This is a genomic window from Bacteroides sp. 90-K9/2, assembly GCF_047310725.1.
GTDB lineage: Bacteria > Bacteroidota > Bacteroidia > Bacteroidales > Bacteroidaceae > Bacteroides > Bacteroides vicugnae.
Genome location: NZ_JBCGVL010000004.1, coordinates 187,172 through 210,427, shown reverse-complemented (window position 1 = coordinate 210,427; position 23,256 = coordinate 187,172). Strand labels below are relative to the sequence as shown.

13 protein-coding genes are annotated in these 23,256 nt (G+C 41.6%); 12 read left to right on the top strand and 1 reads right to left on the bottom strand.

Going from position 1 to position 23,256, the window contains the following annotated elements; translation table 11 throughout:
- The 12 genes from AAHJ11_RS11975 to AAHJ11_RS11920 all read left to right on the top strand — a co-directional run bounded on the left by AAHJ11_RS11975 (nt 1) and on the right by AAHJ11_RS11920 (nt 21,853).
- The gene (locus tag AAHJ11_RS11975; protein WP_148364014.1) at nt 1-936 is read left to right on the top strand and encodes a FimB/Mfa2 family fimbrial subunit; all 936 of its coding nucleotides are present in this window, start codon (nt 1-3) and stop codon (nt 934-936) included.
- A gap of 23 nt (nt 937-959) precedes the next feature.
- Nucleotides 960-2,765 carry a FimB/Mfa2 family fimbrial subunit gene (locus AAHJ11_RS11970; RefSeq protein ID WP_259011332.1) on the top strand — a complete coding sequence of 602 codons (1,806 nt, stop codon included), beginning with the start codon at nt 960-962 and terminating at the stop codon, nt 2,763-2,765.
- A 12-nt stretch (nt 2,766-2,777) separates the two neighbouring features.
- Nucleotides 2,778-3,719: a hypothetical protein gene (locus AAHJ11_RS11965; protein WP_148364016.1), complete on the top strand. Its 942-nt coding sequence runs from the start codon at nt 2,778-2,780 to the stop codon at nt 3,717-3,719.
- Between the two features lie 205 nt (nt 3,720-3,924).
- A complete protein-coding gene (locus tag AAHJ11_RS11960) occupies nt 3,925-5,397 on the top strand; it encodes a sodium:solute symporter (RefSeq protein WP_258979332.1) in 1,473 nt (490 codons plus the stop codon).
- Between the two features lie 13 nt (nt 5,398-5,410).
- Nucleotides 5,411-7,861, top strand: a complete 2,451-nt coding sequence (locus AAHJ11_RS11955; RefSeq protein WP_297284750.1) for a DUF4922 domain-containing protein — start codon at nt 5,411-5,413, stop codon at nt 7,859-7,861.
- A 12-nt stretch (nt 7,862-7,873) separates the two neighbouring features.
- Nucleotides 7,874-9,205 (top strand): SpoIID/LytB domain-containing protein, encoded by a 1,332-nt coding sequence (locus AAHJ11_RS11950; protein ID WP_258979330.1) that lies wholly within the window; start codon nt 7,874-7,876, stop codon nt 9,203-9,205.
- 15 nt (nt 9,206-9,220) lie between these two features.
- On the top strand, nt 9,221-10,504 hold the full coding sequence (locus tag AAHJ11_RS11945; RefSeq protein WP_259011331.1) for an MFS transporter: 1,284 nt from the start codon (nt 9,221-9,223) through the stop codon (nt 10,502-10,504).
- A gap of 46 nt (nt 10,505-10,550) precedes the next feature.
- Nucleotides 10,551-11,402: an ATPase gene (locus AAHJ11_RS11940; RefSeq protein WP_195648826.1), complete on the top strand. Its 852-nt coding sequence runs from the start codon at nt 10,551-10,553 to the stop codon at nt 11,400-11,402.
- Nucleotides 11,403-11,433: 31 nt separating this feature from the next.
- On the top strand, nt 11,434-12,249 hold the full coding sequence (gene murQ / locus AAHJ11_RS11935) for an N-acetylmuramic acid 6-phosphate etherase (RefSeq protein ID WP_258979327.1): 816 nt from the start codon (nt 11,434-11,436) through the stop codon (nt 12,247-12,249).
- A gap of 261 nt (nt 12,250-12,510) precedes the next feature.
- A complete protein-coding gene (locus tag AAHJ11_RS11930) occupies nt 12,511-15,051 on the top strand; it encodes a glycosyl hydrolase 115 family protein (protein ID WP_148364023.1) in 2,541 nt (846 codons plus the stop codon).
- Nucleotides 15,052-15,238: 187 nt separating this feature from the next.
- Entirely contained in the window at nt 15,239-17,674 is a 2,436-nt protein-coding gene (locus AAHJ11_RS11925) for a glycosyl hydrolase family 95 catalytic domain-containing protein (protein ID WP_148364024.1), read from the top strand.
- Between the two features lie 159 nt (nt 17,675-17,833).
- Nucleotides 17,834-21,853: a two-component regulator propeller domain-containing protein gene (locus AAHJ11_RS11920; RefSeq protein ID WP_258979325.1), complete on the top strand. Its 4,020-nt coding sequence runs from the start codon at nt 17,834-17,836 to the stop codon at nt 21,851-21,853.
- A gap of 21 nt (nt 21,854-21,874) precedes the next feature.
- Here the strand turns inward: AAHJ11_RS11920 and AAHJ11_RS11915 are convergent, their stop codons facing one another.
- Nucleotides 21,875-23,254 (bottom strand): glycoside hydrolase family 43 protein, encoded by a 1,380-nt coding sequence (locus AAHJ11_RS11915; RefSeq protein ID WP_148364026.1) that lies wholly within the window; start codon nt 23,252-23,254, stop codon nt 21,875-21,877.
- Nucleotides 23,255-23,256 lie beyond the last annotated feature (2 nt).

The window sequence follows — 23,256 nt, the reverse complement described above, 5'->3', positions numbered from 1 at the left end:
ATGAAATTATGTTTTCAATCAGTTTTGTCGATAAGCATAATCTTCTATTCACTTTTTCTTTCCGGATGTATTAGGGATGATACCGATTGTTATTATTCTCCGACGCTCATAGTATCTCTATATTCCATGTCTCCTTGTGAGACTGATACGGTTTATCCGACAGGAATCAAAGATATAACATTATGTGTATTTGACAAGAACGATATACTGGTAGCATATGTCCATAAGGATAATGTGACACTAGGAAAAGGATATACAGAGGAAATAACCGTTACCGAAAAAGGTATTTACACTGTCATGGCATGGTCAGGGATTTATACAGGATATTTTGACCTCAACCAGCCACAATTAGGGCAAACCACGAAAAAAGACTGGTTATTCCACCTGAAACGTTTGCAGAATATAGCCGTATCAATAGAAGGAATACAGGTTTATGCCGGTGAAAGCCGTGCTGTCTATATGGATGGCGCAATCTCCCGCTCGGAAAGAGCCTCAGTCAACCTTCAGGAGATTACAAACCGGCTTACAGTTACTATAGAAGGACTTAACAGGAATGAAGAGGAATATGAAGTTTATATTGAATCGGACAATGGTTCCATGCAACTGGACGGAAGTATCGCCGAAGATGAAATCGTAAGATTCAACCCTATGATCTCAATTAATAACGGGCGGCTGAACGAGAGGTTTTCTCTTCTGAAGCTTGAAACAGGGCATAATAATACGATAGTAATCAGGCATAAAATCAGCGGAAAAGAACTTTATAGAGGCAGCTTGTTGGGAACTCTCTTGTTGAAAAATCCTGAAGTGAATTTAGACTGTGACCATGATTTTATCATTAGGTTCACGACACAAGACCAATGTGAGTGTGGGACTTATACCATTCAGGAGATATGGGTGAATAATTGGCTGGTGCACAGTTATGATACAGAGATATGATTTCCGGCTATTAATACATGAGAATGATGAAGTTGATAAGAAATAACATACTATATATATATTGTCCGGCTGTTTTGTTTTTCATCCTGATGGCAATGAATGGTTGCTCGGATGAAAAACGTATTGAGGGTGGAACGGATGAATATGCTCATATAGCATTGTCAGTTCGTACTTCAGCATCCAGCATTAATGATGACACATATTTCTGGGAGGATCGTGTCGATGAGCTCCGGATGATTGTTTTCGAATCCGGCAGCGGCTCTGTCGTTTTCAACCAGCAACTCTACTTCCCTGATGGTTTTAAGGCAAAGAGTCATCCGGTCACTATCAAACCGGGGACGTACGATTTCTATTTCATAGCCAATGAATCAGTATATTCGGGAGATTTTGTTCCGGCTTTACTTGATATAACCAACAAATCGGATTTAGCTACTGATGCAAGATTTAACGGTATGATCTATAATGCCGGATTCCAACCTGACGGAAGTACTCCGGAAGGACGTTTTCTGATGTCGGCCATTTATGAAAATATAACTGTAGTCAAGGGCGGTACGGAGCAAGCTCCCATATCATTGCCCCTACCCACAAGCAAGGTGGAACTAATAAGGGCGATGGCGAAAGTGGAAGTCATTTTCCGCAAAAAAGTGCCGGGCAGTACCCTTCCGGATCGTGCCGTGACTTCTGTTCAACTGAAGAATGTTGCTTCCAATTTGTCCGTACCTCCTTATGACAATTATTATGCAGGAGGCAAAAGTTCTTCACCGGAAGCATCTCTTTCGGAACTTGATTTTCTGAATGACAGCATAGGAGCCGTCGTATTCTATATTCCCGAATTGCTCCTGCCCGAAAGCGGGACAGAGTATACAGAATTATATATCAACAATAAAGGATTCGCAATGCAAAGTGATAGCGAAAAAACGGGTATTACAGCCCAAAGACGTTCTGTTCCGGCTTTGTCGGACAACAGCGTGATTCGTAATTATCATTATATCATAAATGCATATATCAATTCTGAAGGAGGGGTAGAAACACTGATTGAAGTGGAACCCTGGAAAAAAGACACATATACGTATATATTTCAGGGAAATGAGCAGATTGTGATTCCTCCGGTATTCCCCACAGATTCAAGTATCGTTATGCCTACCGATTGCGGTAAAATTGAGTTGATGGCAAGAGATGAAGTTTTGCCGCAAGGGTTGCAAGGAGCTTATGGGGATGAAATTATTTATTATGATCCTGCAACCGGCCTACCGGGCATCAAGGAAGGGAATCCACCTTACTATTGTGAGAAAAAATATGGCAAAGGGTGGCGCATGATTAATTCCTGTGAGTTAATGTCTTATATGGCACTGCTTGACCAGACGTATACCATATGGATGTCAAATACTTGGGATGCTCATACTTATAATATGGATCACCCGCAGGCACCTGTCCCTTATTATTCCCTGCATTTCAGGCGAGCCGCCCAATCCCTGCTGGAAAAACTGACAGGAGTGGACTTGTCGGCAACCGTATTGAAAAATGAGAATAACTGGGAAGACAATATCAGTGACAAGAAATTGGGAGTGGTAGACACCTATTACACCCCCGGAGATATCAAAGAAAGAGTAGATGATTATCCTGAAGGATGGCCGTTTCCAGCTCCTCCCGGCACGTCTGCCGGTGATTCCTGGATTTACAACGAAGCGGCTATTCAAGTAAAGGCATTCTGGTATTCCAGCGGATACGTCGATTTGTCCAAGCGTGCTAATTGGTATAAAGTATTATACGGAAACTTCCAACGGTATGATTTCCATGCTACGACCCGTTGTGTAAGAACTGTTGAATAGGAGAAAAGAAGTATGTATAGACTGATTTTTATAATCTCGATGATATGGCTGTGTAATGTGAGTTGCAGTGACGATCATATGCCCGAACCGGATATAAATAAAACTGCGTACATTAAGATCCGGCAGAACCTTTTTAGAAGTGCAACCATGGTAGACGAAGACAATCTTGAGAGCGAACAGACAATTAAAACAATTGCCTTATTTCTCACCGAGCCTTCCTCTACCAAGATTGTTTACAAATATATCAATATTGGTTCAATGGATATGGATAAATATAAACTAGTTACTCTCCCCCTTCAGGAATCCGAACTCGGGAAGAAGGATATTTATCTGATAACTAATTATGGGAGTACAAATTTATCTGCGGTCGAGACAATGGACGACATAAAGAAACTAAATACTCCTGCTGTGGATAAAAACCATGTGCTAGACCCGAATGAGGGCTTTTGTATGTATGGAAAATTACTGAACTTTGACTTTACCAATACAAACTCTTCGGCGATTGTGAATGCGGAACGTACTTGCGCCAAGTACAAGATCACACTTACATTTCCGGAAAATCCGGTTTTGAGCACAGATAATACATTTGTCATTGCCAATGAGGCAAGTTACACCCATATCGTTGACGGTTTAAGAGGCGGTATTCAGGACTCTGACTATTTTAACATTGCCAGTCCCCTGGCCCTCGAACCGGATGGAAGCGGAAAGTATATGAATACTGTTTATATGTATGAAGCGGAAAAGGCTCCGCAGATTTATGTATATACCCGGATAAACAACTCTTCCGTGAAGCAAGAGTTTTCGGTCGACCTGCCGGTACCGTATCGGAATTATATGTATGATATAGATATACAAATCTATGAGAACTACAATTCACGTACAACAAGAGCAGATATTAAAGAACCTCAATACAGCATAAAAACGACAGTAAAAACCTATCTTTCAAACCACTAAGAATCCAGTCTGTGGCTATCTCCACCGACGAATCTTGATTTACGGATGTTATAGAACTTCCGGCAGGATGAAATATACCTTCATTTATCACATCTGTTTATTAGATTGTATCATTGAAAACAACTATCTTTACCACGTTTTATTTAGGACATACAATATGAACAGATTGGGATATTTCATCCTCAAATGAATTTAAACAGCAGATATGAGTCCAGCCGTTATATCTATTACTATTGTGGCATACTTTATCATCCTGTTCACTATCTCTTATATAGCAGGACACAAAGCCGACAATGAAGGATTCTTTGTAGGAAACCGTAAATCAGCCTGGTATATCGTTGCCTTTGCCATGATCGGTTCCACCATTTCCGGAGTCACTTTCGTTTCCGTTCCGGGCATGGTACAGGCAAGCAGCTTTTCTTATCTGCAGATGGTGCTGGGATTCATAGTAGGACAAATTATCATTGCGTTTGTACTCGTTCCTCTCTTTTATCGTATGAACCTGGTTTCCATTTATGAATATCTGGAGAACAGGTTCGGAAGCTCCTCCTACCAGACGGGGGCATGGTTCTTTTTTATTTCAAAGATGTTAGGGGCAGCTGTCCGGCTCTTTCTCGTATGTCTGACATTGCAGTTTCTTATCTTTGCTCCTTTTCATCTTCCATTCCTGTTGAACGTGATCCTTACGGTATTTATCGTATGGCTTTACACTTTCCGCGGTGGAGTGAAATCATTGATATGGACGGATGTTCTAAAAACATTCTGCCTGGTAGTGTCGGTTGTACTTTGCATCTATTATATTGCTTCCAGCCTGCATCTGAATTTCAGTGGTTTGATTAGTACGATTTCAGACAGTGACTTTTCCAAGACATTCTTTTTTGACGATGTCAATGACAAACGATACTTCTTCAAGCAATTCCTGGCAGGTGTATTCACCGTTATTGCCATGAACGGACTCGACCAGGATATGATGCAGCGCAATCTTAGCTGCAAGAACTTCCGGGACTCACAGAAGAATATGATTACCAGTGGAATCTCACAGTTCTTTGTCATTCTGCTTTTTCTGATGCTGGGAGTACTCCTATATACGTTTACAGCACAGCAAGGCATTGAGAATCCGGGAAAAAGCGATGAGTTGTTTCCGATGATCGCTACCGGAAATTATTTTCCCGGCATAGTTGGAATATTATTCATTATCGGACTGATAGCCTCCGCCTATTCTGCAGCGGGTTCTGCCTTGACGGCACTGACCACTTCTTTTACTGTAGATATTTTACATGCACAGAAAAAAGGAGATGCGACACTTAGCAAGATACGCAAACATGTACATATCGGTATGGCAATTGTGATGGGGGCAGTCATTTTCGTATTCAATTTGCTGAACAACACCAGTGTGATTGATGCGATTTACACATTGGCCAGTTACACGTATGGTCCTATCTTAGGGTTGTTCGCTTTCGGCATCTTCACCAAGAAACAAGTTTATGATAAATATATTCCGTTGGTAGCTATCGCTTCTCCTATTCTTTGCTATATCCTGCAAAGAAATTCGGAAGCATGGTTCAACGGTTACCAAATTAGTTACGAGCTGCTATTATTTAACGCTGCATTTACTTTCATCGGACTTTGCTTCCTCATTCGAAAGAAATCAACTATGGACAATACGACAGTTCTTTAATATTAAAATCAAGATGAAGAAGAAAATTAATTGCTTCATACCTTTCGGCACCCCGGAAGATATCATGCAGACAGTGAAAGAACTACAAGCGTCAGAGCTAGTAAATAAAATCTATTTATTAGGTTCGGCGCCCGGCAAGAAAGCTCTTCCGGGGTGTGAATATCTCTCTGTTAAAGGGTTCTATTCCACAGACACAATGAAAACAATTGCAGCCAATGCCAATTCGGAATATACTCTGTTCTACTTGAAACAAACTCCATTAAAACTGGGACTGTATGCCTTGGAACGCATGGTGCAAATCATGGAGAACGATAAAAAGAATGGAATAGTTTATACCGACCACTATCAGCTGATTAACGGAGAACTTAAACAAGCACCTGTCATTGACTACCAATTAGGAAGCGTCCGGGATGATTTCGACTTCGGCTCTATGCTTCTATTCAGTTCTTCTGCCTTCACTAAAATAGCAAATGCTTTGCGTGAAGAGTACGAATACGCAGGACTATATGCTATGCGTCTATTCATCTCTTACAAATATTCAATTGTGCACATCAATGAATATCTATACACCGAAATTGAAACAGATACCAGGAAAAGCGGAGAGAAACAATTCGACTATGTAAACCCCAAAAATCGGAAAGTGCAAATTGAAATGGAAGCTGCCTGCACCGAATACCTGAAATGTATTGATGCTTATTTCATGCCTACTTCTTCACGGCCTGTAAATCTTCACAGCGAAAACTTTGAATTCGAGGCATCTGTCATCATCCCTGTGCGCAATCGTGCTCATACCATCCGTGATGCTGTCAACTCGGCTTTAAACCAGCGGACCACTTTTCCTTTTAACATTATTGTTATCGACAATCATTCCACCGATGGAACGACGGAAATACTCCAGGAACTAAGTACCGATAAGAAATTGATCCATATCATTCCCCAAGAGAATGATTTAGGCATAGGAGGTTGTTGGAACAAAGGTATACATCACGAAAAATGTGGAAAGTTCGCCATACAGTTAGACAGTGACGATTTATACAAAGACGAATCCACTTTACAGAAAGTCGTAGATACTTTTTATAAGGAAAGTTGCGCAATGGTAATAGGCACTTATCTAATGACCGACTTCCAGCTAAACGAAATAGCCCCCGGTATTATTGATCACAAAGAGTGGACACCGGAAAATGGAAAGAACAACGCTCTACGTATCAATGGTTTGGGTGCTCCACGAGCTTTTTACACTCCTATTCTTCGTGATATCAAATTGCCGAATACCAGCTATGGAGAAGATTATGCCATAGGATTACGAATCTCACGGGAATATAAGATCGGACGTATCTATGATGTAATATACCTCTGTCGCCGTTGGGAAGGTAACTCCGACGCCGCATTAAGCACAGAAAAGATCAATCGGAACAACTTCTACAAAGACCGAATCCGCACATGGGAAATTAAGAGCAGAATCCAGATGCATACTATCGATCAAGAGTTTCAGGAACTTGTAGAAGAAATGATAGAAAACCAAAAAGAAAACTGGGAACTTGCGAAAAGGAACTATGAAGCGTTGGAAGAAAATCTGGAAAAGAAAAAAGTATTGAAGCTGAAGAAAGAAGACAGAGAGATGAAAGTTATAATTTTCCCAAATCCTCAACGCATCCTCTCGACCATGGCAAAAACAGATAGTCATTCTATCCAAGAAAGACCTTGTTTCTTATGCGGGAAAAACCGCCCCGCAGAGCAAACATATCTACCATTCGGACATTATGAGGTATGCCTCAATCCTTACCCCATTTTTCAGCGTCACTTGACAATCATCGACAAGGAACATACTCCACAAAGCATGAAAGGACGTTTTGAAGATATGCTTCACTTAGCTGAAAATCTGGACGAGTTCTATATACTCTATAACGGACCGGAGTGCGGTGCTTCCGCCCCTGACCACATGCATTTCCAGGCAGCAGGAAAAGAAGAAGAACTGACTAATCCTTTTGAGCTGAATTTCTTGACGGATATATTAGAAAATGGAAACTGCGTAACAACTTATGTAGACGATTTATTTACAACTTGCATAGGTATTACATCAAGCCTGAAAGTTGAATTACTGCAACAATTTGAAAAGGTCTACAAAAATCTTTCCGCCATTTATTCGGATAAAGAACCTTTAATCAACATGATAACCTGGTATGGCCTCGATAAAATCAGCCATTTCGGAGGTGACGAAGTAGAAGTATGGAATTGCATCATTTTCCTACGCTCAAAACATCGTCCCGTTTGCTATTATACCCCAAATGAAAAAGGGCTATTAATAAGTCCGGCTGTTGCAGAAATGGGTGGCATATTCCCGATTGTCAGAGAAGAAGACATGGATAAATTAAACGCCCAACAACTCACAGAGATTTACAAGGAGATAAGTTTATCTCCCCAACAGTTAAATACTCTATGCGATCAATTATTCAAAAAGGAATAGCAATAAAATAGTATGCAAATCCCTCTAATAAGTGTTGGTATCCTTTCCGGGAAAGAGATTGAATTCTCTTTCCCGGTGAAATTTAATTCTTCTGTCGGAACGGAAATTTCCGGAACACAGAAAGTTATTTATCAGAATGGAAAGATTCATTGGCAAGGGAAAGAATATAATGAATTATCTTTCACTTCCCAACAAAATGCACATGCTTTCTTTGAACTGAAAGATGTGACCATCGGAATCAACTTCCATTGGGAACGCAAAGAAGTCCAAAAATTCAAAGGGGAATTAAAAATTATCATCGAAGGAGAACAACTAACCGCTATCAATGTGATTTCCATTGAAGAATATCTCACCAGTGTCATTTCATCAGAGATGAGTGCAACAGCTTCTTTAGAACTACTAAAGGCTCACGCCGTCATCTCCCGAAGCTGGTTACTTAATAAATTGAGAATTGAGAATGATAAATTAAAAAATACGATGCCGTCAAACAGCGCAGCCAATCCTCAATTTTCAATTCTCAATTCTCAATTTATAAAATGGTATGACCATGAAGCACATAAGAATTTCGATGTATGTGCAGACGATCATTGCCAGCGTTATCAGGGAATTACACGAGCCTCAACACCACAAGCCATCGAAGCAGTCTCCGCCACGCGGGGGGAAGTACTGATGTATAAAGGAGCAATTTGTGATGCCCGTTTCTCTAAATGTTGTGGTGGAGCTTTTGAAGAGTTCCAAAATTGTTGGGAAAACGTAAAGCATCCTTATCTAATCAGACAACGGGATAGCAAGACTGAAAAACGACTTCCCGATTTGACCATAGAGACGGAAGCTGATAAATGGATACGTACCTCGCCTGTTGCTTTCTGTAACACGCAGAATAAGAAAATTCTAAACCAAGTACTAAACAATTACGATCAGGAAACAGCAGACTTCTATCGTTGGAAAGTCAGTTATTCCCAACAAGAGCTTTCAGAGCTGATTCATCAACGTTCAGGGATTGATTTCGGACAAATCATTGATTTAATTCCTGTAGAACGGGGAACATCCGGACGTCTTGTCCGGCTAAAGATTGTAGGAACCTTACGGACACTCATCATTGGAAAAGAGTTGGAGATACGCCGCACTCTATCGACTTCCCATCTTTACAGTTCCGCTTTTGTAGTAGACAAGGAGTACGGAGATGAATTTCCTTCCCGATTTATCCTCACCGGAGCCGGCTGGGGACACGGAGTGGGACTTTGCCAAATCGGTGCCGCCGTGATGGGAGAACAAGGTTATAAGTATGAAGAAATACTATCCCACTATTACCCCGGTAGTACACTTGAAAAACAATATAAATAAAATCGAACGAATGCCATGACAACACCCACTATAAAAAGAAATCCCTGGAGTTGGATTCCAACCCTCTATTTTGCAGAAGGATTGCCTTATGTAGCGGTAATGACTATTGCCGTCATCATGTACAAACGTCTGGGATTATCCAATACCGAAATAGCCTTATACACTTCCTGGCTTTATCTTCCCTGGACTATCAAGCCGTTATGGAGTCCATTCGTCGATCTGGTAAAAACGAAACGTTCCTGGATTATCGCCATGCAAGGGTTCATCGCCGCCGGATTTGCAGGCATCGCCTTTTTTATTCCAACGACACATTACGTACAATTCACTCTTGCTTTCTTTTGGTTATTGGCATTCAGTTCGGCTACGCATGACATCGCAGCAGACGGTTTTTATATGCTCGGACTCAACAACAAGGAACAATCTTTCTTTGTAGGCATCCGAAACACATTCTACCGACTCGCCAATATTTTCGGGCAAGGTATTCTCGTCATGCTGGCAGGATGGTTGGAAACCTCTCAAGGCAATATCCCTCTGGCATGGAGCATCACTTTTTACCTCCTGGCCGGATTATTCCTGGCTCTTACTTTGTACCATCGCTTTATCCTCCCCCATCCCGATTCCGATGTCAAACGTCCCAGACTCACAGCAGGTAAGCTATTAGAAGACTTTCTTCTGACTTTTGTCACTTTCTTCAAAAAGAAACACCTGGGTCTCATGTTCTTTTTCCTGCTCACCTACCGATTGGGAGAATCGCAGCTAGCCAAAATAGCTTCCCCCTTTCTATTGGATACCGCTGAAAAAGGAGGTCTGTCCCTATCTACGGCAACAGTCGGAATGATCTACGGGACCATAGGTGTCGTAGCTTTGCTACTGGGAGGAATTATCAGCGGTTTTCTCGTTTCCCGTGACGGTTTCAAGAAGTGGATATTGCCCATGGCATTAGCCATCAATATTCCCGACCTATTATATGTGTGGATGGCAGCCACTACTCCGGACAATACAATACTGATTGCCAGTTGCGTAGCCATCGAACAACTAGGGTATGGCTTCGGCTTTACCGCTTACATGCTTTACCTGATTTATATTGCGGAGGGTGAACACAAAACTGCCCACTATGCCATCGGAACCGGATTCATGGCACTTGGAATGATGCTTCCGGGCATGCCGGCAGGATGGATACAGGAACATATCGGATATACTCATTTCTTTATATGGGTTTGTATCTGTACTCTGCCTGGTATTATTGCCGCACTAATGATTCGTAACCGGCTGGAAGATTCTTTTGGAAAGAAACAATGAACTTACTTACTGAATAACTTAACACATTAAAAAGATACATCAAGATATGATACTTATTGCAGATAGTGGTTCTACCAAGACCGACTGGTGTGTCATCCTCAACGGCACACCTATCAAACGGATTGGAACGAAAGGGCTTAACCCTTTCTTCCAGTCAGAAGAAGAAATTCAGCAAGAGCTGACACATTCCCTCCTGCCACAATTGCCAGAAGGGACCATCAATTCCGTTTACTTTTACGGTGCAGGTTGTACACCCGAAAAAGCTCCCGTTCTCCGCCGGGCGATAGCCGACAGTTTACCTGTTGTCGGAAATATCAAAGCCTACTCGGATATGTTGGCTGCTGCCCGTGGATTATGCGGCCATGAAGCAGGCATTGCCTGCGTTCTGGGAACAGGCTCCAACTCCTGTTTCTATGATGGAAAAGAGATTGTCAACAACATCTCTCCTTTAGGCTTTATCCTGGGAGACGAGGGAAGTGGAGCCGTCCTTGGCAAATTACTGGTGGGAGACATTCTGAAGAATCAACTTTCGCCTGCCATCAAAGAAGCATTTCTAAAACAATTCGACCTGACAGCTCCCGAAATCATCGACCGGGTTTACCGTCAGCCCTTCCCGAATCGTTTTCTGGCAAGTCTGTCACCTTTTATAGCGCAACATCTGGAAGAGCCGGGGATAAGACAATTAGTGCTTGGCAGTTTTATTGCTTTCTTCCGAAGAAACGTAATGCAATATGATTACACGCAGTATCCTATACACTTTATCGGATCAGTGGCTCACTGCTACAGGGAGATATTACAAGAAGCTGCACAAGAGACAGGAATCAGAATTGGAAAGATTCTGCAAAGTCCGATGGAGGGATTAATTTTATATCATACCGCTTCATCTCAATCCTTGTAATTTGTATTTTTAGTCAATCGCCATTACCAATATGCAGATAACCGAACAATCGTCGCTCTACGACAATTTAGAAAAGAAGTCCGTACGGGAAATATTAGAAGACATTAACCGGGAAGACCAAAAGGTAGCGTTAGCCGTTCAAAAAGCCATTCCACAGATCGAACTGCTCGTCAACCAGATTGTGCCCCGCATGAAACAGGGTGGACGCATCTTTTACATGGGCGCAGGTACCAGCGGCCGCTTGGGAGTGCTGGACGCTTCGGAGATACCACCGACATTCGGAATGCCTCCTACCTGGATTATCGGATTGATAGCCGGTGGAGATACCGCCCTGCGCAATCCGGTAGAAAGTGCCGAGGACGATATGAACCGGGGATGGGAAGAACTTACGGAATATCATATCAACCCCAAAGACACCGTGATTGGCATTGCTGCTTCGGGCACTACTCCTTATGTAATCGGTGCCTTGCGGGAAGCTCGCAAGCATGGCATTCTGACAGGTTGCATCACCAGCAATCCGGATTCTCCGATGGCGGCAGAAGCAGATGTCGCCATCGAAATGATTGTCGGTCCGGAATATGTCACGGGAAGTTCGAGAATGAAATCAGGCACCGGACAGAAAATGATTCTGAACATGATTAGTACGTCGGTGATGATTCAACTCGGACGGGTGAAAGGAAATAAGATGGTAAATATGCAGCTTAGTAACCATAAACTAGTGGAAAGAGGAACCAGAATGATTATGGAGGAATTGGGATTAGAGCATGACCATGCACAAAAATTGTTGCTGTTATACGGTTCGGTTAAAAAAGCGATTGGCGCTTATCAACACTCAAAAGACTATTAAGCACACTAAAGCCCCCACACATACAAGATAAAAAGATTTTGAAACAAAATCAAAAATATTTATTGAGCAAATCTGTTTGTTCACACTCCCTCATATTATTTCTAAAGAAAAAACTTCCCCAAAAAGTCGATAGGTATCAACAGTATAAATAATTGTAACATACCAAAAGCCCGTTCTTATCAATACCAACTATCTTTGCATCGTGTCACAATACAAGTGGAATAATAAATAATTAACCACAAATTATTAAATATTGAAACCATGAAAAAGTTATTTCTATTCTTCTATCTCTCTGTTGTGGGTATAGCGGCATTTGCCGCTGAACCATTCGTAGTATTCACAGCAACCGGCAATCATTTCCCGTTGGTTGCCAACGGAGTTCCTTGTCCGATATACATAGATTCTTCCGAAGACAAAGGAGTCATGATTGCTGCCGGCAATCTTCAACAAGACATACTGCAGGTATGCGGAGAAAAGCCCGAACTCTTAACAAGCGCAAGTTCAAAACAATGTATCATTGCAGGTACTTATGGCACTCCTTTTATAAAGAAGCTGATGTCGGCAGGAAAAATAGACAAAAAGGAATTGGATGGGAAAAATGAAAAATATATCCTGCAAATCATCGCCAATCCTTGTGAGGGAATAGATGAAGCGGTAGTTATCATCGGCAGCGACAGACGTGGTACTATTTATGGTATCTACGAACTTTCCGAACAGATGGGAGTATCTCCCTGGTATTGGTGGGCAGATGTTCCCGTCATGAAACAACCCAACGTATATATTAAACCCGGACAATACTCGGACGGAGAGCCGGCCGTAACCTATCGCGGTATCTTTCTGAATGATGAAGCACCGTGTCTTACCCAATGGGTAAAACACACTTACAGCACCAACTATGGCGACCATCGTTTTTATGCACGGGTGTGTGAACTGATACTACGCCTAAAAGGTAATTTCCTTTGGCCGGCCATGTGGAACTGGGCTTTCTATGCTGACGATCTGCAGAACAGCAAGACAGCAAGTGAAATGGGAGTCATTATCGGCACGTCCCACCACGAACCGATGGCACGCAACCATCAAGAATGGTCACGCAAGCGCAAAGAATATGGTGCATGGGATTATACAACTAACAAAAAAGTGATCGATCAGTTTTTCCGTGAAGGCATCGAACGGATGCAGGGCACAGAAGATATCGTAACCATCGGTATGCGCGGAGACGGTGACGCAGCCATGAGTAAAAGTACCAATGTGAAACTTCTGGAGAATGTAGTCAAGAATCAGCGCAAGATTATTGAAGAAGTCACCAAACGTCCGGCCAAAGAAACTCCGCAAGTATGGGCGTTGTATAAAGAAGTATTGGATTATTACGATAAAGGTATGCGTGTGCCCGATGATGTAATCATGCTATTGTGTGATGACAATTGGGGCAATGTATGCCGCCTGCCAAATGCCAAGGAACGTAAGCATCCGGGCGGTTGGGGTATGTATTACCATGTAGACTACGTAGGTGCTCCGAGAAACTCCAAATGGCTGAACGTAACCCCTATACAAAATATGTGGGAGCAACTTCAACTCACATACGATTATGGAGTAGAAAAGCTGTGGATACTGAATGTAGGCGATTTGAAACCAATGGAATATCCGATCACGCTCTTCATGGATATAGCATGGAATCCCAAACAATTCAACGTCTCTAACTTGCTGGATCATCCCCGTCGTTTCTGCGCGCAGCAGTTTGGCGAAGATCAGGCGGATGAAGCTATGCGAATCTTAAACCTGTACAGCAAATACAACGGCCGAGTGACGGGAGAAATGCTCGACCGGAATACTTATAACCTGGAGACCGGCGAATGGAAACAAGTATCTGATGAATATCTGAAACTGGAAGCGGAAGCTTTGAGACAATACATATCACTAGAACCGGAATATAAAGATGCCTACAAGCAATTAATCCTCTTCCCCGTTCAAGCCATGGCAAACCTGTACGAAATGTATTATGCACAAGCCATGAACCATAAATTGTACAAAGAAAACAATCCGCAAGCTAACGAATGGGCAGATAAAGTGGAACAGGCTTTTGCACGGGATAAAGCGTTGAGTGACGATTATAACAACGTTATGTCCGGCGGCAAATGGAAGAATATGATGATTCAGAAACATATCGGTTATACATCATGGAATGATAACTTCCCTGCTGATACACTGCCTAAAATCTACCGAATCAAACATCCGGAAAAGGCTGCCGGCGGATACGTCTTCACTGGGCAAGACGGATATGTAGCTATGGAAGCCGAGCATTATTACAGCGCTAAAGCAGCACCAAGGACGGAATGGACAGTGATTCCCTATATGGGACGTACCCTTAGTGGCATGGCTCTGATGCCTTACACACAACCGACCAGCGGAGCTTCTATCTCCTACAAGATAAAGTTGCCTAAAGGAATTGACAAGGTGACTGTCCATGTGATAGTTAAATCAACTCTTGCTTTCCACGATCGCAAAGGACATGAGTATAGTATCGGATTTGAAGGAGGAAAGGATCAGACGATCAATTTCAATCATAACTTAAATGAGCTTCCTGAAAATGTATACAGCATATACTATCCGACAGTTGCACGACGCATCGTTGAGAAAAAAGCAAAACTGAATGTACCGAATACATCAGACGGTATGCAAACAATCACTTTCAAACCTCTTGATCCGGGCATTGTACTTGAGAAGTTGGTTGTAGATTACGGAGGTTACAAGAAATCCTATCTGTTTATGAACGAATCAAAGAATAAGAGAACAAACCTGCAATAAATATATAAAACAACTAGAGAATATAATGACAGTCAACAGAAGATGCATGGTTTTATCCTGTGGAACATACACCCTATACATTAGTAACATAAATATAGAAAGAAGTTACTTCCAAGATAGATTTCAGAAACACTTTTTTGCCTTATGTATTGGGAAATGAACTACCTTTGCTACAAATCCATACAATATGAACAGAAACACTTTTTTTGTATTATTCCTATTAATAAGCAACCTTGTTTCAGGACAGGACCTGAAGCTGTGGTATAGTCAACCTGCACAAAATTGGTCGGAAGCTCTTCCTATTGGTAACTCCCGTCTTGGAGCCATGGTATATGGCGGAATCGAACGCGAAGAATTACAACTTAACGAAGAAACATTTTGGGCAGGTTCTCCATACAATAACAATAACCCGAATGCCGTACATGTGCTACCGGTTGTACGCAAACTGATTTTTGAAGGGAGAAACAAGGAAGCGCAAAGGCTCATTGACGCCAACTTCTTAACCCGGCAACACGGAATGAGCTATCTGACATTAGGTAGTCTTTACCTAGAATTTCCGGAACACCAAAATGCATCCGGCTTCTACCGCGATCTGAACCTGGAGAATGCAACGGCAACTACCCGTTATCAAGTGGATGACGTCACTTATACCCGCACCACTTTTACTTCATTTACTGATAATGTCATTATTATGCATATCAAAGCAAGTAAAGCAAACGCACTGAACTTTACTATTGCATATAACTGTCCTTTAGTACATAAGGTGAATGTTCAGAATGATAAGCTGACCGTCACCTGTCAAGGGAAAGAGCAGGAAGGTTTGAAAGCCGCACTACGGGCAGAATGTCAAATCCAAGTAAAAACGAATGGCACTCTCCGCCCGGCAGGAAATACTCTCCAAATAAATGAAGGAACAGAAGCCACCCTTTATATATCGGCAGCAACCAACTACGTAAACTACCAGGATGTCAGCGCCGATGAATCCCACCGGACCAGCGAATATCTGAAAAGAGCAATGCAAATACCTTACGAAAAAGCTCTCAAAAACCATATCGCTTATTATAAAAAACAATTTGACCGTGTACGCCTTACATTACCGGCAGGCAAAGCTTCCCAACTGGAGACTCCCAAACGAATTGAAAACTTCGGAAATGGGGAAGACATGGCAATGGCAGCTCTACTTTTCCATTATGGGCGTTATCTGCTGATTTCTTCTTCGCAACCGGGTGGGCAACCGACTAATCTGCAAGGTATATGGAATAACAGTACTCATGCACCCTGGGATAGCAAATACACCATCAATATCAATACAGAAATGAACTATTGGCCGGCAGAAGTCACTAATTTAAGTGAAACACATAGCCCGCTATTCTCAATGTTGAGAGATTTATCCGTCACAGGAGCCAAAACCGCCCGAAGCATGTATAACTCACGCGGATGGGTGGCACATCATAACACCGACTTATGGAGAATCTGTGGTGTAGTCGATTTTGCAGCAGCCGGCATGTGGCCTAGCGGCGGCGCCTGGTTGGCCCAACATATCTGGCAACATTATCTTTTCACCGGAGATAAAGAATTTCTAAAAGAATATTATCCGATACTGAAAGGAACCGCACAATTCTATATGGACTTTCTGGTGGAACATCCTACCTATAAATGGCTGGTGGTAGTTCCCTCCGTATCACCGGAACATGGTCCGGTCACTGCCGGATGCACCATGGATAACCAGATTGCTTTTGATGCACTGCATAATACCTTACTGGCTTCATACATCGCTGGTGAAGCCCCTTCTTTCCAAGACTCCCTAAAACAAACGCTAGAGAAATTGCCACCTATGCAAATAGGGAAACATAACCAACTACAAGAATGGCTGGAAGATGTTGACAATCCCAAGGACGAGCACCGTCATATTTCACATTTGTACGGGCTATATCCGAGTAACCAAATTTCTCCATACTCGAATCCCGAGTTATTTCAGGCAGCAAAAAACACATTGGTGCAACGCGGTGATAAGGCTACCGGTTGGAGTATCGGCTGGAAAGTCAATTTCTGGGCACGTATGCTGGATGGAAACCATGCCTTCCAAATCATCAAAAATATGATTCAACTATTGCCCAACGATAACTTGGCTAAAGAATATCCGAGCGGACGTACCTATCCCAATATGCTGGATGCTCATCCGCCTTTCCAGATTGACGGTAATTTCGGTTATACAGCCGGAGTAGCGGAAATGTTGCTCCAAAGTCATGACGGTGCCGTACATTTATTGCCGGCATTGCCTGATGCATGGGAAGAAGGGAGTGTGAAGGGGCTGGTGGCACGTGGAAACTTTACTGTTGATATGGACTGGAAAAACAATGTGTTAAATAAAGCGATCATCCAGTCGAATATAGGCGGTACGCTCCGCATCCGGTCTTATGTTCCCCTGAAAGGGAAAGGCTTAAAACAAGTAAACGGGAAAGAGTGCTCAAATAGATTATTCGCCACCACTCCTATCAAGCAACCTCTTGTAGCCAAAGGGGTAAGTGCGCAGTCTCCCAAACTGCAGAAGGTTTACGAATATGACATCGAAACAAAGGCCGGTAAAAGCTATATTGTAAATACAATAAAAGGAAAACAATAATACATAAGGAAAGGTTAATCTTTTCTCATGTTACATTTTTCACGAACGATGTTACAACATCCGATTGCACTCCCGGAGCCTATTGAAAATATTCATCTTTTATTAGGTTATATTTAGGTTTTTAGTTTTCTTTGTACTACCAACAACGATCTATAAACTATGAGAAATGTATTGATTTTTCTATTATCATTGTTTTCTTTGTTATGCAACGGACAATCTCCTAAGTTATTCACTACTGACAAAGAGCTATCCAGTAGTCTGATTAATCAAATATATCAAGACCGAAACGGTTTCATTTGGATTGCAACAGAAGATGGTCTGAACCGTTATGACGGTGCTAAATTTACCATATACAAACATGAGCCTAATAATGAACATTCGTTAGCACACAATTTTGTTCGTACTGTTTTTGAAGACAGCAAAGGTCATTTGCTTATCGGCACATATATAGGAATTCAAATGTATGATCCGGCCACGGACAATTTTACTCCACTTGCCAAATTGGAAGATACCGGAGAAACGCTTGAAAGCAACATTAATTCTTTCATCGAGCGAAAAAACGGAGAGATATGGGTATCTGGAAATGTGTTGTGCAAACTAAACATCAAAGACCATCTGTTGACTGTCCGGAAAGTCGATATTGCAGTCACTTCACCCGGGAGCCTGTTTGAAGATAAAAAACAAAATGTATGGATGGCAAAAGGGGAAGAAGGAGTATATCAACTCACTCCCGACAATCAGCTTACGTTACACTTGTCTAAAGACAACGGATACGTCAAAAGTATATGTGAGGATCAGCGAGGCAACATTTATGTAGGAAGTATACGAAAAGGGCTATTCATTTACGACAAAGAATGTAAAACCTTTGTCCCTGTCGATTTGAAAGAGAAAGGAGAACTTCCTGTTTGCTTCCTTTATTCTGGTATACCAAATGAATTGTATATCGGCACTGACGGCAAGGGAGTAGCCATTTATAATATCCGAACACACGAAATCTCCGAATACAAGTTTGACAATAATTATTTTGATTCGGGGAACTCGAAAATACACTCCATCCTAAAGGACAATTCGGGTAACTTATGGTTAGCTGTTTATCAGAAAGGAGTTATATTAATTCCAGCCCGCACCAACAGCTTTAAGTATATCGGACATAAATCAACAGATAAAAATTGCATAGGCTCCTGTTGCATTACTTCGTTCTGCAAAGATAATAACGGGACTCTATGGGTAGGAACGGATAATGACGGTATTTATGCCCTTACAGAAAAATTAGAGCCGGCAAAACATTTCTCACACACCACCCATCCTCATTCAGTCCCCTCAACTGTTATTAAATTGTATGAAGACTCCGAACACAATATGTGGATTGGTTCATTTATCAACGGTATGGGAAAGCTGAACAAACAGACAGGATTATGCGATTACCAGTACCAACTGGTAGATAAGAACAACAACTATATACAACGTGTATATGACTTCGCAGAAGATAAAAACAAGCGTCTTTGGATTGCGACAATGGGATTCGGTTTGTTCTACTATGACCTGAAAACGAAAGAATTTACATCCGTACAATCTCAAACATCTTTAATCAACGAATGGATAGGTTGCCTGCACTATTCCGATGACAATAAACTGTATGTCGGAACTTATGACGGTGTCAACTGTATAGACCTTGACAGCCCTGATTTTCAAAGTCATAAGATACTCTCACAAAATGTTATTTATTCAATCTTTGAAGATGCCGACGGAGTTGTCTGGTTAGGCAGTTCCGAAGGATTATCCGGTTGGAATAAAAAAACGAAAGAACTAACCAGTTATACTACTGCAGACGGATTGCCCAGTAATACAATATATGCCATACAAGGAGATGGAAATGATTTTCTTTGGATAAGCACCAATGCCGGAATTTCCCAATTCCAAAAGAAAAACAACAAATTTATCAATTATTATGTCAGCGACGGATTACAGGGAAATGAGTTCTACAAGAATGCCTCCTTCAAAGATAAACAAGGTATTATCTGGTTTGGCGGAATGAATGGCATCACCTATTTCAATCCACAAGACATTATCAATCCGGCAAAAACATGGAATATCCGGATCACCGACTTTTTCCTGCATAACAATCCGGTTAGAAAAGGAATGAAATCCGGTATTCATAATATTATCAACTGCCCTGTATTCAACGCAAAAGAGTTTTATCTATCCCATAAAGACAATGTGTTCAGTATCGAGTTTGCCACTCTGGAATTAAATGCCCCCGAACATATCAACTACCTTTATTCTATCAACGATGAAAAATGGATTAGTTTGCCCAAAGGTGTAAACCGTATCTCATTCAGCAATCTGAAACCCGGTACCTATAACTTTAAAATCAGAGCAAAAGACAACACTGTGTATTCAAATATAAAAGATATTACCATCTTTATATCTCCTGCATGGTATGCTTCATGGTGGGCCAAAGTTATCTACTCCTTATTATTACTGACCATTATATTTATCATTATTCTTCAGATCAGACATCGGTACAGAATGCATCAGGAAATGCTGCAACATATCCATGCCGAACAAATCAATGAAGCAAAATTGCAGTTCTTTATCAACATCTCTCATGAGATACGCACTCCGATGTCTCTAATCATCAGCCCTCTACAGAAACTGATTAAGAATGAGGACAACAATGAACGCCTGAAAATATATCATATTATCTACAGAAATGCGGAACGTATTCTGAATCTTGTCAATCAACTAATGGATATTCGGAAAATTGATAAAGGACAAATGTTCCTGATGTTCCGGGAAACCAACATTATTCCTTTTATTGAGGATTTATGTACAACTTTCAGTCAACAGGCAAATACAAAAAATATCCGGCTACAACTTCACAGTACGCTCCGGGAACTAAATGTATGGGTAGACACAGGTAATTTTGATAAGATTATCCTGAATATTCTGTCTAATGCCTTCAAGTTTACTCCTGAAAAAGGAAACATAGATATTACCATCCGTACGGGAGAAGATAATACGCTGCCCACTCCCTTGAAACAATATGCCGAAATAATTATCTCGGATACCGGAACAGGCATCGATGAACAGGAAAAAGAACATATCTTCGAACGTTTCTACCAGATCCGTAACAGCCAACAGAATCCAAAAGGCGGAACAGGAATAGGATTACATCTGACTCGTTCATTAGTGGAATTACATCATGGAATTATCTATGTAGAAAATAATAAAGAACAACCGGGTTGCCGTTTTATTATCCGATTACCGTTGGGTAACAAGCATCTACGACCTGAAGAAGTTGACAACAATAAGCAAAAGGTAACAGTTACCGTACCAACTGTTCCTGTCATCTCTTCCATTATAGAAAATGAGGAAGAAAAGAAAGTCAGGGTAAAAACTAAATATCGCGTATTAATTGTAGAAGACGAAGAAGAAATCCGAAATTATATAGCGAAGGAGTTTGGGGACAAATTTCATATCATGGAAAGCCGTAATGGTAAAGAAGCATTAGAGCAAATATTTAAAAAGGCTCCGGATTTAGTCATTAGTGACATCATGATGCCCGAAATGGACGGACTTACCTTATGCCGGAAGATCAAGCAGAATGTAAACCTCAACCATATCCCAGTCATTTTGCTTACTGCGAAAACGAGGGAAGAAGACAACCTTGAAGGTCTGAATACAGGAGCCGACGCCTATATCATGAAGCCATTCAATATCGAAATTCTGCAAAAGACGGTAGAAAATCTGATTAATACACGGCAGCAGTTACGCAAAGTATTTACAGGCCAGCAAAACCAGGAGAACAAGGTTCAGAAACTGGAAGTGAAATCACCCGATGAGAAATTGATGGAACGTATTATGAAAGTGATCAATGAAAACATCAGTAACCCTAACTTGACAATAGAGACAATCACCACCGAAGTAGGTATCAGCCGCGTACATCTTCACAGGAAACTCAAGGAGCTCACCAACCAGACAACCCGTGACTTTATACGTAATATACGTTTAAAAGAAGCCGCTCGTCTATTGTCCGAAAAACAGCATACTATATCCGAGATAGCCATGTTAACAGGATTCACTGATCCTAATAATTTCTCGACAACATTCAAAGAATTGTATGGAATGCCGCCTTCAATGTATATGAAAGAGCAGTTGAGTAAAAAAGAAGAGTAACCCAACTGCTCTCTAGCATGTTTATCTGTTAAACTTGTACCAATCAAAGTTAAACAGTTTACAGCCTTTACGTCCTTTGAATACAAAATAAATATCTTGTATTCCTGTGACCGGTTTTACAATATCAGCCTGCAATGTTTTCCAGCATTCCCAACCTCCCGTTGAAGGAATAGTCAGTTCCGCAATTAATGGTCCGCTTATACTGTCTGTACGTACTTCAAGTGTCCCGCCACGAAGGGCACTGGCAACGGTAGCTGTAAACCGTTTGGGAGATTTATTGCCGAAATCCACTTCACGTACCTTTAGATAGTCTCCATTATGAATTTCAGATATATATATACCGGTTTTCACATTTGGCTCGGACTTCACTCCTTCAGAAAACGCTATAGTTTCAGCTTCCACCCTTTCGTAAGGATTGAGCGTACCTATCGGTGATGCCCCTCCCCGGGTAGCATTAATAATCGGGAAAGTACCGTCAGCGTTATATTTGAACTGCTCCACCGCTGCACTTCGCCCGAAGCCTCCACCCCCCGGCAGCTTACCCGTATGATAGAAAAAATAAGAATTGCCTTTATAGTCTATCACCCCACAATGGTTAGTAAACGAGCCTGTATCTTGTAAAGGCATGATTTCTCCCATATACTTCCACGGCCCAAGAGGTCCGTCACTCATAGAATAGGCAATATGTTCGGGTACACCTCCGGCAGCATAAAGAAGATAGTATTTTCCTTCCCGTTTATGAAGCCATGGGCCTTCTGTATAAGTATCTTTATACTTAACACCTTTGACACGTTTTTCCGGATTGGGTGCACCAAAGCTCTCAACAGTCTGTTCCAGTTTACCCACTTCACCTTTCAAAGAAATCATATCTTCATTCAATTCTGCATAATAGATATTCGGATTTCCCCAATACAGATAAGCACGACCGTCATCATCTATATATACGGTAGGATCTATATAATCCCAGCTCCCGTCATGAAGGGGTTTACCGATGGCATCCTTAAAAGGACCGACAGGCGTATCACCGACTGCCACACCGATCGCCATGGTATTGGTCAGTTTAGAGTGCAAACAGACATACCAATAAAATTTACCATTACGTTCGATGCACTGTGCTGCCCAGGCACGATCGTCCGCCCAAGCAAATGATTCAATAGCAAGAGGAGAACCATGGTCAGTCCAGTTCACCATATCTTTGGTAGAATACACGCGCCATTCCTGCATCCAGAAAAAATCCGCCTTATCTTCATCATGTCCCGTATAGACATACAATGTGCCATCATGCACCATAGGGGCAGGATCTGAAGTATAGCATGTTTGTACAATCGGATTTTGCGCAGATAAATGATGTGGCAATATCCCTAAAAACAGCAATACTGCTGCAACTTGTTTAAATTTCATAT

Bases quoted from the DNA above. Each gene is read 5' to 3' on its own strand.
- AAHJ11_RS11920 (WP_258979325.1), top strand. From the start codon at position 17,834: ATGAGAAATGTATTGATTTTTCTATTATCATTGTTTTCTTTGTTATGC.
- AAHJ11_RS11925 (WP_148364024.1), top strand. From the start codon at position 15,239: ATGAACAGAAACACTTTTTTTGTATTATTCCTATTAATAAGCAACCTT.
- AAHJ11_RS11965 (WP_148364016.1), top strand. From the start codon at position 2,778: ATGTATAGACTGATTTTTATAATCTCGATGATATGGCTGTGTAATGTG.
- AAHJ11_RS11970 (WP_259011332.1), top strand. From the start codon at position 960: ATGATGAAGTTGATAAGAAATAACATACTATATATATATTGTCCGGCT.
- AAHJ11_RS11940 (WP_195648826.1), top strand. From the start codon at position 10,551: ATGATACTTATTGCAGATAGTGGTTCTACCAAGACCGACTGGTGTGTC.
- AAHJ11_RS11955 (WP_297284750.1), top strand. From the start codon at position 5,411: ATGAAGAAGAAAATTAATTGCTTCATACCTTTCGGCACCCCGGAAGAT.
- AAHJ11_RS11945 (WP_259011331.1), top strand. From the start codon at position 9,221: ATGACAACACCCACTATAAAAAGAAATCCCTGGAGTTGGATTCCAACC.
- AAHJ11_RS11960 (WP_258979332.1), top strand. From the start codon at position 3,925: ATGAGTCCAGCCGTTATATCTATTACTATTGTGGCATACTTTATCATC.
- AAHJ11_RS11975 (WP_148364014.1), top strand. From the start codon at position 1: ATGAAATTATGTTTTCAATCAGTTTTGTCGATAAGCATAATCTTCTAT.
- murQ (WP_258979327.1), top strand. From the start codon at position 11,434: ATGCAGATAACCGAACAATCGTCGCTCTACGACAATTTAGAAAAGAAG.
- AAHJ11_RS11930 (WP_148364023.1), top strand. From the start codon at position 12,511: ATGAAAAAGTTATTTCTATTCTTCTATCTCTCTGTTGTGGGTATAGCG.
- AAHJ11_RS11950 (WP_258979330.1), top strand. From the start codon at position 7,874: ATGCAAATCCCTCTAATAAGTGTTGGTATCCTTTCCGGGAAAGAGATT.
- AAHJ11_RS11915 (WP_148364026.1), bottom strand. From the start codon at position 23,254: ATGAAATTTAAACAAGTTGCAGCAGTATTGCTGTTTTTAGGGATATTG.